This window comes from Tenacibaculum sp. M341 (assembly GCF_004337695.1).
Lineage (GTDB): Bacteria > Bacteroidota > Bacteroidia > Flavobacteriales > Flavobacteriaceae > Polaribacter.
In genome coordinates this window covers 1-15,847 of record NZ_SJXJ01000018.1, presented here as the reverse complement: position 1 = coordinate 15,847, position 15,847 = coordinate 1, and the positions used below count along the sequence as shown (strand labels likewise).

Here is a 15,847-nt window from a genome sequence, read left to right as displayed (position 1 = left end):
TACTTCCTCCCTTCAAAATAATAATAACCTAAATTATAATACAAATGAAAAAAAGTAAAAAAGAATTAAAAACATTTTTTGAAACTGGTGATATACCTACAGAAGAACAGTTTTCCGATTTAATAGATAGTTATATTGACGCTCAACAACCTAAAGGAGTTGCTAATAGACGATTTGTAATTGATGAAAATGGTGAAGTAACGTTAACTTCAGAAAATAATGGTGCTGAATATGATTTAACCTTGAGTAATAATAGACTTTACTTTTTAAAAGATGCTAAGGTTATTAAACAAATAGATCTTACCCCTTATTTAGACGATACTAACTTAGCTCGTTTAACATCTGGAACTTTGAATAACACTACTGGTATTGCTACTTTTAAAAGAGATGATAATTCTACATTCACCATTGATTTTAGCTCATTAACTAATAGCGTGAGTGCTTCTAACGGTTTAAATGTAAATAGTACAGGCGAAGTTGTATTAGGTGGAAAAATGCAAGAAAACACTTACGTAGATGTAACCGATAATTCAATCTCTTTCTTAAATTATGGCACTGCTAGAGGTTTTTCCATCACAGCTGACGGATTTGATGCTGGTGGTAGTAGACACAGAATTGTTAATTCTGGAAATGTTGATGTGTTTACGGATGATTTGAAAATAAGAACCGCTACCAATACAAATGATGATGCTTCAATATCAATCAGAACTGCACCGAATAACAATCCTAGATTTAGTAATGGTACTTTAGAGATTTTATCAAAGTCAGGAGGTTTGTTATTAAATCAAGCAGATAGTTTACAATCAGATAAAGTGAATCTTTTAAATGCTTCTAATGCTAAAGCTTTTAGATATCATGTAAATGGAACACTTAAAATTACAGAAGATAACGATATTCCTAATAAAAAATATGTTGATGATGCTGTAAAAACGCCACCAAATATCGCTACAATCTTTACAAGTGGCGTATTATCAAGTGGTCAAAATTCTGAAGTTTTATTGGAAGATGATGCTCAAATTATTATTGGTGAGCAGGGTAATTTTGGTTTACGTATCAATGGTCCTGATGGAGAAAATTCTGTACAATTATCTTCCGAAGGAAACCCCTTAGAATTAAAAGCTAAGTTAGCTTCAGTACTTTTACAATCAGATCAGAAAATTGATTATACAGCTGAAGGTTTTCATAACTTTAATAGCTTTGGTAATACAATACTTTCTGTTAGAGACAACGGAGCTATTTTACCTTATACTAGTATTGAAGATATTAATCTGCTAGGTAATGGTGCTGTTGTTCATAAACAATATGTAGATGATGCTATAACTTCTACTTTGGAAACAATTAATACTTTTACAGCATCTAATGGATTAAGTATAGGCAATAACCATAGTATTAAATTAGGTGGAGTACTTGATAGTCATACTACTGTAGAAGTAAATCCCAATTCTACATTTAGTTTTACAAGTTCTGAAAATAGTGGTGATAGACTTAGTATAGGTAATGGATTAAGTGCTAATATTGATGGTTTTAATATCACTTCAAAAAATATTATTAATATGCATGCAGCCAGTCATATAGTACTACGATCTACAAGTGATAGTCAAGTTACACTAGAGACAGGTTCGGGAGACGGCTTACTCTTAAATCGAATAGCAGAAAATAATGTAGATAGGATAAACGAACTTAGTATAGGTTCTGATAAGAATGGTAGAGCATGGCGATATAGATCAGTTAGTGATGATCCTATAGCTATACTGGAAGATAATGATATACCTAATAAGAAGTATATAGATGATGCTATAGCATCTATAAATACCTCAGGAGATTCTTCTAGTGGTACTACTATAAATGAATCTTTTGGAGATTTATCTTTTTCGGCTCCTGTAACTTTTAATGGTTTAACAGGTAATTATTCGGGTTCTTATTATAGAATAGGAGGATTAGTTAGTTTTGAAGTTGTATGCGAAATGTCAGGCTTATGTGATCGTAACAACTCTTATTATCTGTACCAAAAAACATTACCTTACAAACCTGTTAATTCGAATGGTTCTTTTTCTCTATCTTTTGATTCAGCTAGCATTACTAACTCTAAGGCTGAAGTAACTATTCAAGCTGTACATTTTGGTACTAACCAAATATGGTTAGGGCTTATAAATACATCTGATAATTCTCCTCAAGAATGGAATGGTACAAACTTATCTAGTAGTACTAAAATAATTATTTCAGGTACATATTATACTAATGATCCTTTTTAAAAAAATTACTGCCCCTTTATATTTAGATTTATAAATAATTTTGTTGAGTTACCTACAAATAAAGCTAACTTATTCAGTTTTTCAGGAAATAGCACTAGTGCTTTTATTTATAAAGATAATTTTATTAATAATGCAGTATTTAATACAGAATCTAATACTATACTTGTAAACAATATAGTAGACGGTATGTTGGTATAAGTCATTACAATATTAACCAAATAAAAACTTAAAAAAAGATGACTTTCAAAATTGATTGTCATCTTTTTTATTAATACAAACTCATTGTAATTTTCTAGTAAAATCTTCGTCAAAAAACCTGTAAATTTGTAGTTTCTTAGAGTTCTTAGTGAACTCTAATTATTAAATAAAAAACTAAAGTGTCCACCTATCAAAAGGTAAAAGCATGAAAGATAATAACGTATTAAATTACATTAACGATGTTTTAAATAATATGCCATCAGATTGGCTTAATTTAACCACACATCGTTTAGATATATATAATGAATCATTAGCTAAAACTGAATTTTTAGATCAGTTTGAAGCATTATTTAACAACAATAATTTTACAACTGCTGCACTTAGCGAATTACCTACGGCATATGATTATATTAGATTAGGACATCCTTTATCTACTGTACTAGAATGGGGAATTGCTAACTTGTACAATACAAAGCCGCAAAATGTAATTAGTTTTTCTTCTCAAGTAACTCCAATATTGGCTGTTTTAAGAAAAAACTTACTTTCAAATAAGAATACTCAAATTGTTTATACAGGTACCTTACCTGCTAGCTTTGATATTGAAGCTGTGAAAAAAGTATACGGATATACTTTTGAAACGGTTAAAATTGAAACGGTTAATGAAATTCCTGAATTTGAAGGTAGTACTGTACTAGTTACTTCTAAAAACTCAATAGATATTAATAACCTAACTGAGGCTTTTGATTTTGAAATCACTTTATACGATAACTTAGGTAGTATTTTAGTTATTAATGGTGAAAAAAACGAGGAATATGTTTCTGAAATTCAACATGTGAGAAGAAGAGAAACTATTGCTATGACACCTGCTAATTGTTACACCGTTTTAAAATCGTTCGTAAGTAAAGCTCCATTAGAAGTTAATATAGATGCTGTTGCAACCAATAAAGCCAAAGTATTAAATACCATCAAAGAAATTACAAATACCGATGCTAAGGCAGTGGTAGGTTCTAGTGGGTTGTCAATTCAATATGCTATTGTAATGGGATTGATAGATCATGCGTTAGAGCATCATGCTGGTAAAGACATCAAAATTATTGTGCCGCCTAACTGTTATGGAGGAACTAATGATCAAGCAAGACGTGTAGCTGCTTGTATTGATAATGTTGAAATTATGGATTTACCTGTAGATGCTGGTAATGATATGGTAGATAGTGTACATATTGTATTAGATAAAATAGCGGAGTTAGATGCAGTACCTTATATTATTGCTGAAATTCCTACAAATCCAAGAGTAGAAGTTCCTGATCTTATCAAATTAAAAGAAGCATTAAGTAAAGAACGTACAACTCCTGCTGGTACTACAGCTATTGATCCTGTGTTTATTTTAGATCAAACATTTTGTCCAAATGTTCATTTTTTAGGTGCAAATGATATTCTTTCTTCTGTTAGAACCATTTCTTACGTAAGTGGATCTAAGTTTCCTAGTGGAGGGAAATGTACTGCAGGATATGCTACAGCAAATGATAAAGCTGCTACTTTAATGAATCCTATTGAAAAACATTTGATTTTATGTGATAATGAAGCAACAGCTTTACAATACGAGATTTTGGCTGCACAAATGCCTTCAATGATTCAGAGAATTAGTGATGCTTATAAAAACACTCGTAGCTTTGTTAGTTTTATTGAAGAAACTTTGCCTGAGGCTAAAATTAACTTTGTTTCTGAAGAATTAGCTGAACAAGGTTTTACACCTTCTGTTTTTTCTTTAGATCTTCCTACAAAAGGAGATACTCCTGAAGAAAGAGAAACTTATAAAAGAGCCTTAAACAACAAGCTTATTAACCTAATGATTACTGAAATACCAAACGAAAGTAAGTATTGTGTTAGTTACGGTCAATTAAAAGGTTGTTATTGGACCATTCCTGCTACCTCTACTCAAGGTACAACAAAAGAAGCTGATAAAGATTATATTGCTCGTGTATCTCTTTCTCCTGATTTAGATTTAGAACTTCACAAGAAAGTTTTCACTGATTTTGTGAATAGCATATAATTACAATAGTATATAATTTAGAAATCGAAAGAGGAGCAAAATGCTCCTCTTTTTTGTTGTATAATATCTCTCTTTTAATTTGTTGTAATTATTTACTTATATTAAATGAGAAACCCCATAATTAAAAATTACGGGGTTCTCATTGCGGAGTTATTGCACAAGTAACTCCTAGTTAACATGGGGATTACAATTAGATCATCGGGTATTTAAATTATTACCTACCCTATGTGCTTTTGTTTATATTTTTTTGGAATGATCATTCGTTCCATTAAATATTTTATTTTTTTATAGCGTCCCAAACCATTTGGACTAAATTTGAAAGAGATGCCTTATCTTCACTCTCATCTCTAAAATGCCAACGCAAATGTGAAATAACCGAACCAGCTATAAACTGTAGTAATTCCTTCGTTTGCATATCTTTAACAACCCCCAGCTCTTTTCCTTTTTCAATTAAATGGTAAACACTACCAATTGCTTTCAAAGCAAAATCTCTACTTTCTTCAGTAATTATCGGAGAAGCGTGTAATTGCTCTATAAACTGAAAATACTGCACATTGTCTTTGTAAAACTGCACAGCTACGCTATAGTACTCTTTAAACTGAACTCTCAAATCTTTTGTAGACACAAAAGTACTGAAAAGCTTCTTCTCTTCTGTTTTAATGTAAACAAAAATATAATTGATTAGTATTTCTTTCGTAGGAAAGTAATTGTAAATTGTTCCCATTCCCGTTCCAGCTTCTTTAGCTATTGCAGACATTGGTGTCGCATGTACCCCATTTCTGCCTAGTAAATTTAACGCTGCTAATACAATATCATTCTTCTTACTCACAGATACAAATGTACTAAGATTAGAATAAATATTCCAAGCTTAATTTAAAAAGTAGCCAATTCTTAACAAATTGGCTACATATAAATCAAATAAAATTCTCCCGATTTTCTTTGATTAAATTTATTTTTTAATCAACATTTGGGTTTTAATATTTCGCTCTCCTTGCTGTATATTCAGGAAATATATACCCGCAGCCTTAATATTTGGTGTTATTGTTTTTTCAATATTCTTATGTATCTCAAAAGATTCTTTGTAAACTTCTTTTCCAGTAACATCAAAAACTTTAACATTTACAATCCCTTCTAAAAGAGTATTTTTTAATGATATTTTGATTTGATTGTCAAAAGGATTCGGATACACATCAAAAGAAGTCGCTTCAACTAACGGTGGATATGCTATTTTTCTTACCTCTGCTGATCTGCTAGATCCACAAGCTCCTAAATTAGTCCAACCAGATGAAGTTCTTTCAAATAAAAATCCTTGATATACAACTTTACTACCTACTGAATAACTAACACCGCTTTGCCAATTACTTACTCCTGCACAAATATCTGGTGGAGTGTTATTTCCTGAAGTATAATTTACTATTAATCTTGCTGCTTTTGCTGAACCACCTTCATAAGAATCTGCAACTCTTTTTGCTGAAGTACTTGTTAAACTATTTCCACGTCCTTTAATTAAGAAACTAGCGCTATTACCAGAATTCCAACTACTTTTATTCACTAAACTCTGAACCATAGTTTTTAAGTTAGGAGAACGTTGAGCACTTCCGTTTTGTCCACTTGACCAACTGCTTGGATTCCATATTACTTTCGATGAAAAAGTAGCTCTATCAGATACATTATTAGAATTTGAAAACGCTGGCGAATTTGAACTGTCATGTAAACTAATTTCTAACTCAGCACTTGTACTGTTACTTTCATCCGCATTAAATTGAAGATATGCACTTGTAATAGTTGCATTTTTAGGTAGATTTACTCCTCTAAAACGCAAACCTACTTTTTGATATCCGTTATCTTCATAACTATCATATACCATTTCTAAATCGCTACTATTTGCGTAAATAGTTCCATTCTCTCTCTCTTCCACATCATCACTACCATTTGCAATAGCAACTTCCATTGTTCCACTATCAGAACCACCACCAGATCCTCCCCCGTTATCATCTTTATTAATAGTTACCACACTACCATTTGAAGGACTCCAAATATCTAAATTTGAAGGAATTTGAAATACATTACTATTAGATACCGAACCTACACTAGAAGCATTATCAACTCTAATAGTTCTTGTTTCAATTTTATTCTCGTCAACAAAAATCCATTTAAATTGATTAAATCTACCTGAATTACGTGTCCAATCTTTATTATCGTCGTTAGAACGTAACGGTGCACCCCAACATCCTTCTCCTACATAAGTAGTTCCGTTAGCATCTCTTTTAAATCCTTCGTCATTTCCTGAAGAAGATGATGGACGAACTGGCCAAGTCGTTTTTACCGTATGCGCATCACATTCAACTACTAGCTTTACATTATTATCATAAAATAAACGTGCCCAATTACCATATTGACTGTTTCCTTCTGATTTGAAACGAACGTGTGGACGCATTGGTTTATGATACTGTGCTATTTTCCAAATAGTATTAGTTGAAGTTAAATCGTTACGTAACCAATTTGTTTGATTTCCTGAAATTGAAATTTCAGTATTCAAAGTATATGTTCTAACTAAATTATTTCCGAAAGTAATTGCATAATAGATACTTGATGAAGGCACATCAAATAAATTATAAATACTGTTATTACTATCTTCATGATTACCTCTTGCAGCAATAATAGGAAACATTCTTCCGTCACTTGCAATAGTTAACTGCCAATCATTAAACCATGTTTGCCATTGACTATTGGTATCGTCGTCTGTCATATCTCCTCCAAATAAAACTGCGTGTGGTTTTAATTTAGATACTAATAAATTAGCGTTTCTTCTTGGAGTTCTGTTGTTTCTAGAATCTCCTCCTGCAATAAAAGACAATCTACTATTATTTGCAGGTGCCGTTTTAAACCATAAACGTCTACTTGTTCCTTGGCTATCTCTAATTACAAAATAGTAAGCTGTATTAGGTTGTAAACCTGTTAACCTAGCAAAATTATTATTCATTCCTTTATAAGAAACAGCTTTGGTTGGTGCCATTGAAAAAGGATAACTACTATAGTTTGTACCAAAATCTGTTGTTCCATAATATACTCTTGGGTTACTACCAGAAATTTGATTCCAGCCTATAACAATAGTTGTAGCAGGGTCGTCTCTTAAAGTTAATCGATACTTATCATTTGAAGCGTAAATACTAATACTTACGATAGATAATAATAAAAGAAATATTTTCTTCATGATTTAGAGGGTTAATTATTTTTTGATTTTAATTTGAGGTTGTGAAATTAGAAAAGATCTTATAGCTTTAAAAAACATTTTTCATTGTTAATTAAAAATTAAATCACTTAACTATTCGTTTAAAATAAGATAACAATATAACATAGCTATCTTAACTTACAATATACTTATTTTGTCGTCATGAAAAAATTTAACCTCATTAGAATCGCTGTTTTTTTAATTTTTATAGGTAGAGCCTGGCAACATTTATTTTGGGATGCTCCATACAGAACCTTTTTTTGGGATGAATCTTTATTAAAACCTTTTATTGAAAATTGGTTTGATATGTCTTGGACAACCTATGCTACAAGTCCAAAAACAGATAGTTTTGTTCAAGGTGTAATTAAAGGAAAAGGTATTTTATATCTTTTAGCTGCTATTTCAACACTACTGATTACTAAGGTTAATAAAAAAATCTTTCAAATCCCTATTTTTTTAGGAGGTGTTAGCTTAATAATTCTTTCTGTATTACTAACAAAAGAAAAATTTTATCATATAGCGCAATTCTTTGAGCATAGCATACAATTTGGAACTCCTTTTTTATTCTTATATTTTTTAAAGGATAACTATAATAAAGCTAAAGCTTTATTGATTTTAAAAGTATTAGTGGCTATTACTTTTTTCTCCCATGGATTATATGCTTTTGGTGCGTATCCTGTTCCTGGGAAATTTGTAGACATGGTTATTCAAATATTCGGATGTTCTGAATCTTTTGCCATAACATTCTTATACATTGCAGGAATTATTGATTTTATATTAGCTGTCGTTATTTTTATTCCAAAAATAGATAAATACGCTATTATTTACGCTATTATATGGGGATTGTTAACTGCTTTTGCTAGAATTGTTGCAAACTTTTATATTGATTTCCCTTTACAATCGTTGCATCAAAATTTACATCAAGTCTTGTATCGTTTGCCGCATGGATTAGTACCTCTTTTTGTATTAATAAAAGAGAAAAGCCTTGTTATTAATACTAAAAGCTAATTACCTAATACTATTTTAATCTTTTTAATTTCAACCTACTATCGATGGATTTTTACTGTTCGTCTATAATCGGCTATTTATCTTTTAGATTAAAGCTATATTTATGACATAATCCACTAAATTGTTTTACCATGGCAACCAACTCGATATTAATTAGAAAGTTAAATCTGAAGGACATTAGTACTAAAGAAGTTTTAATACTAATGGAAACATTAAATACTTTAGAAAACAACCCATCGTCTTCATTTTTAACCGAAAAAGAATTAGTGCAGCTTGACAGGCTTCAATTTGAAAATTAAAAAGAACATAGCATTCTAAAAATTCATTAAAACGCTATGATCTTAGAAAGCCTACTAACTAAACTTTTTTTCAACTAAATATACTGTTATTACACCCAAGGTGTAAGCTATAAGATCTCCGTAACTAAATGTAGTTCCTATTACAATAGTTGCTAATCTGTTATGTTCTAAACCTAACAACTCTACAAGTTTAAAAGCTTGCATTATTTCTATTGTAAACGAAAACAGTAACACTCCTATTGCTATGTATTTAGGTTGAGCATTTATAAATGATTTCACCAAATAATACAGCAAAATAACCACTAAGTAGTCTCCCACTGTATGCCTTAAAAAACCTGAGGTTTTTGCTATTAATATTTCAACTAAAAAAATTGAAATAGCAATCATAAAACTCTTTTTATCAAATCGAAAATTCATACATCTGTTTTTTGGTGAAAATAATCTTTTGTAATTCTTTAAAATCTTCATTCAACAATTTTTTAAAATCAAAGTAATGAAACACATTACATTCTTTTCCTAATTTATAAGACTTAAAAAAATAGGACAAATATTCTGGCAATAAAATAGTGCCAATTATAACTGTTCCATAAGAATACCAACTTCTCTTTCCATTTCCCATACAAACATATTGTAATGCTACTTCATCTTCTACTTTTGTTCCATAACCTGTTATAACGTGATAAGCATCATGACGTTCTACTTTAGGTAATAAATCAAAGTTATTTTGATGAAGAAAATTGCCAATTTTATAGCCTAATGTATATTTTGGATATGTCAATAATTCAGTTTTTGTAATATTCCAAGGATCTTTCTTTTTATGTTTGATATATATTTTTTGAGTCCATTCAAATAATAAATAAATTAATTTCTTTCTCATTTTATGTTGTTTTTCATATTAACTATTATGCCAATCTATCTGTCTTGAAGCATACATAACCGAAGCTAGTATTACAAATAATCCAACACTTCCTACCAATAAAGCATAGCTTTCTAGTTGAATAATGATAAAAATGAATGTGTATAATAAGGTTAAAGAAATACCTATAAATGATGAAAACTTCACTGTCTTTAAAATAGATTTTGCATAAAGAGATATTAAAACAATCACTGAAATTCCGGCAATTAAATATGCTTTAAAGAAATCACTATGCTCAGATATGGAAATTAACAGTGTATAAAAAAGGACTAGTGCTACCCCTATCATTAAATATTGAAAAGGATGAATTTGAATTTTACTAATTGTTTGAATTAAAAAGAAAATTAAAAATGTAAGTCCTATTACTAAAAAACCATATTTAGAAGAACGTTCACTTTTTTGATACTCATCTACAGGAATCATAAAGTTAACTCCAAATGCGTATTTTTTTAGGTTAGGAATTCCACTAAAATATTGTTGAGGAAAAGGTCTGTTGATATCTAATACTTTCCATTTTGCGTCAAACCCATTATAAGTTATCTTCTCACTATTATAAGGTAAATATTCACCAGTAAAATTCGCAGTTTTCCAATCAGATACAATTCTTACATCGGTTTCTTTTCCTATTGGAATAAATCTTACTTGTTCACTTCCGTTCGTATTTATTTTCATAGAAAAGTTCACTTCATTTTTACTAGGAAGATCTTCTTTGTTTATAAATTTAGTTTCTAACTTATGTAAATAACTAGTAGAATTTATATTCTCATGCGAACTAGTTGTTACTCCTTCGTTATAATTAGATTCAAAAGAATAATTGTTTTTATGAAACTTCACTTCTACTAATTCATTCACCCCTTTTAAATTAGAAGTTTGTACTATCAATTTTGCTTTTTCCCATAAAATGTCTTTCTCTTTAATTTCTTTCTCACTAAAATCAGGTTTTGGAAAACTTCCTTGTATATCAATTGTACTTGTATACACTGCTGTTTTATAAATACCTCGTTTTTTTTCTTCAGGATTTATGTTTGAGTTTATATTTAATTTCTTCGGAAAAAAATATGCATTCTTAATAGTCTCCTTAACTTCTTTAGTATACTTTGTATTTGCCTGATTAAATATTTTCTTTACTTCATATGTTTTATAAGGAACCTTTAAAATAGGACCATATAACAACACTTCTTTTCCCCATTTTTTATTAATCTCATATACTACTTCCTTTTGCCTACTCTGTCTTTCTTTTATCAAACTTTTTACATAAGATAAAGGTATTAACAGTAATACAATCAACATTCCTACTGTTAGCATTCTAACAGATATAGATGTTTTAACCCATTTTCCTAATTTTCCTGATTGTTCTTGATTTTTTTCCATGATACTCTTCTTTTTTAAATTTTCAACCTGTTTTTCTTAAAAACTACCCAAACTATTTCATAAAAAATGCTCAGGTAGTTTTAATTAGCAATTTCCCCGTTTTAACGACTTAAAAGAACTTTGAAATTCAAAGTTTTATTATAAAAAAATTTATGTGTTCTTAAGAAGCTTCTCAAGAGCTTCCACATGTTTTTTAAATTCTTCTTTTCCTAATTTAGTTGCATAATATTTGGTATTGGGTTTACGACCAATAAACTGTTTTTCTACTCTTACAAATTCAACCTTTTCCAACGCTTTGGTATGACTAGCAAGGTTTCCATCAGTAACTCCTAGCAAATCTTTCAAAGTTTTAAAATCAGCATACTCATTTACTACCAGAATAGACATAATACCCAATCTGATTCTATGATCAAAAGCTTTATTTATATTGTTTAGTATATTTTTCACAACACTTACATTTTATAAAAGCTTTACTGCTTTCTTTCATGTTTAACATATACTATTCCACCGTAAATAATATGCATTATCCCAAAACCTATCACCCAAAACCAAAAATCATAACCAGGAAAAACAGCTCCTATTAAACCTAATATTATTTCGGTGTAACCTAAATACTTAACGTTACTTACTGTATATTTTGATGCATTTAAAAGTGCCAAACCATAAAAAAGTAACATTAAAGCACCTGTATGTCCATATTTTCCTTGACTAAGAATAATAATGATATATAATCCTCCAGAAATTAACGGTACTAAAAAACTTACTAATAATCTTTTCGTTGTAGCGTCCCAAATTCTTTCTCCGTTTTGCTTCGCTCTTTTCGTTGTCAGATAAATTGCTGTTCCCACACTAAAAAACAAAACAAGTAGTAAATCTATTAATATGATTTTAAAAATTTTGCCATCTAAAATTAAATAGCCCCTAGTACTACTAGTCACAAGCCAATATGCATAACCTGCTCCTATTAAAGCATAAAAACCTGCAAAAATACCAGCTAAACCACTCAATGAAATAAATCTAGATGATTTATTCATTAAATTTTTAATTTCTGAAATGTCTTTTAAATAATCTTCTGAACTCATAGTAAAGAACTTTGAATTACAAAGTAAAATTAAAAAAACAGTTCTTGCAAGAAAAAAATATGTTATTTTTAATTTATGAAACCAGCTGAAGCTTACATTTTAAATAAAGAGGAACCTTTTAAAACTATTCTATTACAAGTACAACAATTAATAGAACAACATTTTCCTCAATCAGTATTAAAATTTAAATGGAAAATTCCTTTTTATTATTTGAATGATAAACCTTTCTGCTATTTAAATGCTTCTATAAAAAAAGGGTATGTAGATGTGGCTTTTTATGCCAATGGTAATTATGAAGATTACAACGAAATACTTATTTCAGAATCAAGAAAAAAGGTAAAATCATTAAGGTATTTTAAATTTGAAGATATCGATAGTACAATCTTAATTCAAATTTTAAATCAAGTCTCATCAGAATTAATTGGGTAAGTTTACTTTGTATTCAACAAGCTTATGATAATTATACTCCCAGCGTAATTTTAGTTTATTTGTTTCAATTTCTATTTTATTAAAATTATTCAACCAAAAACTGAACGGCTACCTGTCTATTAATTAACAAAAAACATTCTCTAACATTATCAGGAACTTCAATTGAAACACTAATTTCATTATTCTTAATAGGCTCTATGGCAGGAGTAAAAGCAGTTGAAATTCCTAAAAACCCAATAAAAATTTCTTCACTTTCTATATTTTTTAAATTAAATTGAATCTTATTATTACTATCTTTTCTTAGAACTCCTTTAATATTTTCTGACAACTCAATATTTGTACTCAAAAAATCATTGCTAAGAATAGGCTGCTCATAGAATTTTTGTTTATCAATATTCCCTACTCTTAACCTCCAAACACTTTTTTCAGGTAAATGCGTTTTAAAATATTTCTTATTAGGAATATTATAAAAATAAGGGTTAAATTTTTTCAACCACTTACCATTAAATTCAAAGCCTGCTCCCCAAGTAGCGTCAATATAAATCCACTTATTATTTAGTTTAACAGCATTCCAAGCATGATTAGGCTGTTCCAATGGTTTATTAATATAATTGATTGAAGCCCTTACATATCCTGTAATAACTTCGTTTTCTATATTCAATAAAGTACAAACATCTGCAAACGTTCTAGCATAACCTTCACAAACAGCTCTTCTTCTTAGCAATGTCTCTTTTATAATCTTATCATTCATTGCCTTTATTTTCCTTTCTCTCTCTTCTAAAGTTTGATATCTAAATACCGTTACTTTTTCTCTATTAGGATTATAAAACTCTTCAAGATCATAGCGAATATTATTTGTCAACCAATAATATAAAGCCTTTATTTTATTTTCATTTGACTTAAAATCCTTTTTCAACTGTAATGCTAGCTTTTCCGAAGTGGAGATTCCTTTGTAGGCATTCACTTTTTCTTTAACTGAAGAAAAATCCTGACTAAAACTATGGAGAGTAAAAAGAAAGAAAACTAATATAAAACGATGCATAGGATAAGTTTTGAAATTCATTATCAAATAATATGCCTAAACTAATCTGGCAAATTATTACTTAAATTATTTTGATGTAAAATCTTTAATTTATCACTTTCTTCATTAGCAATAACAGTTGCTAATATAATAGTTGTATTAGAGCGTTTTTGAATCTCTAGTGACATCTCTAAAACCACTTGATCCCCATTAGTAAAACTATCAAAGAAAATTACACTAGCTTGATAAGAACTATCTGAAAGACTTTTAACACTAGCTCTAATTTTATTATAATCTATAACATACTTTTTCTTTGCATTTACAGCCTTACACAATCCTTTATAATAACTATTAAGAAAATTAGTTATTTCTTCCTTATTTATACTTTTATCGTCCTCTATTGAAACACAAAAATAATACTTAAAATAATCTTCACTTGAATTATCAAACATTCCTGGCGAAAAACGTAGCTCTTCAAATCCTTTCCAAGTGATATCTTTAGCGTAATCCAAAGGAAAATCTATTCTTTCAAACTTCCATTCTTCAGGATATTTTAATACTCTATCAGTTGTTTGAGAAAAAAGTGATAATACTGTTATGAAAAATAATAAACTAAACTTTATTTGTAAACTCATTATGAAATGTTAATGCGAGATACAAATATAATTTTTTATGTATTAACAGTGTATTTGATTATAAATTAGCAATAAAAACTCATTTATACATTCCCTTTTATTTGAAATATTAAAAAGGAGTTTCTATTTTGTATTGCAGCGCTAAATTATTCTCTAAATATATACTTAGTATAGTATCTTTTCTAGGAACTTTCACATAAAACTCTATAATACCATTTACATCAATAGTCTTTGCTATTCTTGACTTACTTTCTCCCTTATATCTATAACTTAAGGTTTGTTTTTTATTAATCCCTTTTATCTTAAACAAAACCTTTTTATTCTTATTAACTAATAACCTTCCATTACTAGGACAAATTATTTCTGCTTTACTATCTAAAAAAGCTTTCTGTATAATAGGGTCATCACAAAACTCTTTTAGTTCTTTCTGCTCTAAATAATCTCTCCATTTCTTTTTTTCTGGAAAATGAGTTATCCTAATAAAATCCTTATTAGAATTAAAATATAATGGATTGAACTTTTTTCTCCATATACCTAAACTACCTTCACCCGAAGCAAATGTAACATCACACATAATCCACCTATTTTCTATCCTTAAAACATTCCAAACATGATTTTTTTTAACAGGTATATATCCTATGTCGTTTACAGAAGATTTTGTGTAACCAAAAACTAATTCATTTTCAAACTCTAAATAGTCATACAGCTTCTTTAATAGAAAAGCGAACTCTTCACAAACACCTTCTCTTTTATTGAAAGCTTGTAAAGCTTTTTTTTCTTGATTTTTTTTTCTTTGTCTTTCTAAATCAACTTTAGTGTAATATTGAATTTTTGCAGGAATTTTTATTAAGTTAGCATCATATTTATAATAATTTATATTCATAGCTACCCATGAAAAAGCTGCTCTAGCTTTTTCTATAGGACTTTTAAAATCAAAATTAATTCTTTGAGATAACTCCTCTATAGAAGCAGGATCTTTATAAGATCTAATAATCTTGTCTACTCTATTGAGATCTTGACTCTGAATGGAGATACTTAATAAATTTAACACTAATAGAAACACGCTAATCTTCATAACTATTTTATTTAACAATAGTGAAAATAAACATATTATTAGATTTAACAAAAACACATTTAACTTATTACAGGTTATAAGCACGTGATTTTTATTTTATGAGTTTGTGAGTTATAAAAAATGAAATTATTATAAAAACGAAAAACCGTTCAATATGTATTGAACGGTTTTGTTATAAAGAAAGGCGACGACCTACTCTCCCACCAGTGGCAGTACCATCGGCGCTAATGGGCTTAACTTCTCTGTTCGGAATGGTAAGAGGTGAGCCCCATTGCTATA

The 15,847-nt window shown here is 29.2% G+C and carries 15 protein-coding genes and 1 rRNA gene; 5 read left to right on the top strand and 11 right to left on the bottom strand.

The annotated features are described in order from the left end of the window. Positions 1-44: 44 nt before the first annotated feature. Both EYW44_RS17170 and EYW44_RS17165 read left to right on the top strand, forming a co-directional pair. Positions 45-2,252, top strand: coding sequence for a hypothetical protein (locus EYW44_RS17170; RefSeq protein ID WP_132725466.1), 2,208 nt, complete (start codon positions 45-47; stop codon positions 2,250-2,252). A gap of 403 nt (positions 2,253-2,655) precedes the next feature. Beyond that, positions 2,656-4,500: a cystathionine beta-synthase gene (locus EYW44_RS17165; RefSeq protein ID WP_132725463.1), complete on the top strand. Its 1,845-nt coding sequence runs from the start codon at positions 2,656-2,658 to the stop codon at positions 4,498-4,500. A 277-nt stretch (positions 4,501-4,777) separates the two neighbouring features. Here the strand turns inward: EYW44_RS17165 and EYW44_RS17160 are convergent, their stop codons facing one another. Together EYW44_RS17160 and EYW44_RS17155 are read right to left on the bottom strand one after the other, a co-directional pair. Beyond that, on the bottom strand, positions 4,778-5,329 hold the full coding sequence (locus tag EYW44_RS17160; protein ID WP_132725460.1) for a TetR/AcrR family transcriptional regulator: 552 nt from the start codon (positions 5,327-5,329) through the stop codon (positions 4,778-4,780). A gap of 120 nt (positions 5,330-5,449) precedes the next feature. Then, positions 5,450-7,714, bottom strand: coding sequence for a T9SS type A sorting domain-containing protein (locus EYW44_RS17155; RefSeq protein WP_132725457.1), 2,265 nt, complete (start codon positions 7,712-7,714; stop codon positions 5,450-5,452). Positions 7,715-7,894: 180 nt separating this feature from the next. Here EYW44_RS17155 and EYW44_RS17150 point away from each other — a divergent pair, with 180 nt between their 5' ends. Beyond that, the gene (locus EYW44_RS17150) at positions 7,895-8,740 is read left to right on the top strand and encodes a hypothetical protein (RefSeq protein WP_132725454.1); all 846 of its coding nucleotides are present in this window, start codon (positions 7,895-7,897) and stop codon (positions 8,738-8,740) included. 131 nt (positions 8,741-8,871) lie between these two features. Beyond that, positions 8,872-9,039, top strand: a complete 168-nt coding sequence (locus EYW44_RS22320; protein WP_165872258.1) for a hypothetical protein — start codon at positions 8,872-8,874, stop codon at positions 9,037-9,039. A 54-nt stretch (positions 9,040-9,093) separates the two neighbouring features. Here EYW44_RS22320 and EYW44_RS17145 read toward each other — a convergent pair whose 3' ends face one another. The 5 genes from EYW44_RS17145 to EYW44_RS17125 all read right to left on the bottom strand — a co-directional run bounded on the left by EYW44_RS17145 (position 9,094) and on the right by EYW44_RS17125 (position 12,408). Then, a complete protein-coding gene (locus EYW44_RS17145) occupies positions 9,094-9,456 on the bottom strand; it encodes a ribosomal maturation YjgA family protein (protein WP_132725452.1) in 363 nt (120 codons plus the stop codon). Further along, positions 9,440-9,916 carry a Coq4 family protein gene (locus EYW44_RS17140; protein ID WP_132725449.1) on the bottom strand — a complete coding sequence of 159 codons (477 nt, stop codon included), beginning with the start codon at positions 9,914-9,916 and terminating at the stop codon, positions 9,440-9,442. The genes EYW44_RS17145 and EYW44_RS17140 overlap by 17 nt, the downstream gene beginning before the upstream one ends. 18 nt (positions 9,917-9,934) lie before the next feature. Beyond that, complete coding sequence (creD, locus tag EYW44_RS17135) at positions 9,935-11,326, bottom strand: cell envelope integrity protein CreD (protein ID WP_132725446.1); 1,392 nt, start codon at positions 11,324-11,326, stop codon at positions 9,935-9,937. 150 nt (positions 11,327-11,476) lie between these two features. Further along, positions 11,477-11,773 (bottom strand): winged helix-turn-helix domain-containing protein, encoded by a 297-nt coding sequence (locus tag EYW44_RS17130; RefSeq protein WP_132725370.1) that lies wholly within the window; start codon positions 11,771-11,773, stop codon positions 11,477-11,479. 23 nt (positions 11,774-11,796) lie between these two features. Further along, on the bottom strand, positions 11,797-12,408 hold the full coding sequence (locus tag EYW44_RS17125) for a hypothetical protein (RefSeq protein WP_132725367.1): 612 nt from the start codon (positions 12,406-12,408) through the stop codon (positions 11,797-11,799). A gap of 75 nt (positions 12,409-12,483) precedes the next feature. Here EYW44_RS17125 and EYW44_RS17120 point away from each other — a divergent pair, with 75 nt between their 5' ends. Further along, on the top strand, positions 12,484-12,837 hold the full coding sequence (locus EYW44_RS17120) for a DUF1801 domain-containing protein (protein ID WP_132725364.1): 354 nt from the start codon (positions 12,484-12,486) through the stop codon (positions 12,835-12,837). A gap of 85 nt (positions 12,838-12,922) precedes the next feature. Here the strand turns inward: EYW44_RS17120 and EYW44_RS17115 are convergent, their stop codons facing one another. The 4 genes from EYW44_RS17115 to rrf form a co-directional block, all read right to left on the bottom strand. Beyond that, complete coding sequence (locus tag EYW44_RS17115; RefSeq protein WP_165872257.1) at positions 12,923-13,879, bottom strand: transglutaminase domain-containing protein; 957 nt, start codon at positions 13,877-13,879, stop codon at positions 12,923-12,925. 41 nt (positions 13,880-13,920) lie between these two features. Further along, entirely contained in the window at positions 13,921-14,493 is a 573-nt protein-coding gene (locus tag EYW44_RS17110; RefSeq protein ID WP_132725358.1) for a hypothetical protein, read from the bottom strand. 109 nt (positions 14,494-14,602) lie between these two features. Beyond that, the gene (locus tag EYW44_RS17105) at positions 14,603-15,568 is read right to left on the bottom strand and encodes a transglutaminase domain-containing protein (protein ID WP_132725355.1); all 966 of its coding nucleotides are present in this window, start codon (positions 15,566-15,568) and stop codon (positions 14,603-14,605) included. 179 nt (positions 15,569-15,747) lie between these two features. Further along, a 5S ribosomal RNA gene (gene rrf, locus EYW44_RS17100) occupies positions 15,748-15,847 on the bottom strand; the annotation flags it as partial.

Excerpts from the sequence above, each read along its gene's own strand:
- EYW44_RS17155 (WP_132725457.1), bottom strand. The coding sequence starts at position 7,714 with ATGAAGAAAATATTTCTTTTATTATTATCTATCGTAAGTATTAGTATT.
- EYW44_RS17170 (WP_132725466.1), top strand. The coding sequence starts at position 45 with ATGAAAAAAAGTAAAAAAGAATTAAAAACATTTTTTGAAACTGGTGAT.
- EYW44_RS17140 (WP_132725449.1), bottom strand. The coding sequence starts at position 9,916 with ATGAGAAAGAAATTAATTTATTTATTATTTGAATGGACTCAAAAAATA.
- creD (WP_132725446.1), bottom strand. The coding sequence starts at position 11,326 with ATGGAAAAAAATCAAGAACAATCAGGAAAATTAGGAAAATGGGTTAAA.
- EYW44_RS17110 (WP_132725358.1), bottom strand. The coding sequence starts at position 14,493 with ATGAGTTTACAAATAAAGTTTAGTTTATTATTTTTCATAACAGTATTA.
- EYW44_RS17165 (WP_132725463.1), top strand. The coding sequence starts at position 2,656 with ATGAAAGATAATAACGTATTAAATTACATTAACGATGTTTTAAATAAT.
- EYW44_RS17105 (WP_132725355.1), bottom strand. The coding sequence starts at position 15,568 with ATGAAGATTAGCGTGTTTCTATTAGTGTTAAATTTATTAAGTATCTCC.
- EYW44_RS17150 (WP_132725454.1), top strand. The coding sequence starts at position 7,895 with ATGAAAAAATTTAACCTCATTAGAATCGCTGTTTTTTTAATTTTTATA.
- EYW44_RS22320 (WP_165872258.1), top strand. The coding sequence starts at position 8,872 with ATGGCAACCAACTCGATATTAATTAGAAAGTTAAATCTGAAGGACATT.
- EYW44_RS17115 (WP_165872257.1), bottom strand. The coding sequence starts at position 13,879 with ATGCATCGTTTTATATTAGTTTTCTTTCTTTTTACTCTCCATAGTTTT.
- EYW44_RS17145 (WP_132725452.1), bottom strand. The coding sequence starts at position 9,456 with ATGAATTTTCGATTTGATAAAAAGAGTTTTATGATTGCTATTTCAATT.
- EYW44_RS17125 (WP_132725367.1), bottom strand. The coding sequence starts at position 12,408 with ATGAGTTCAGAAGATTATTTAAAAGACATTTCAGAAATTAAAAATTTA.
- EYW44_RS17120 (WP_132725364.1), top strand. The coding sequence starts at position 12,484 with ATGAAACCAGCTGAAGCTTACATTTTAAATAAAGAGGAACCTTTTAAA.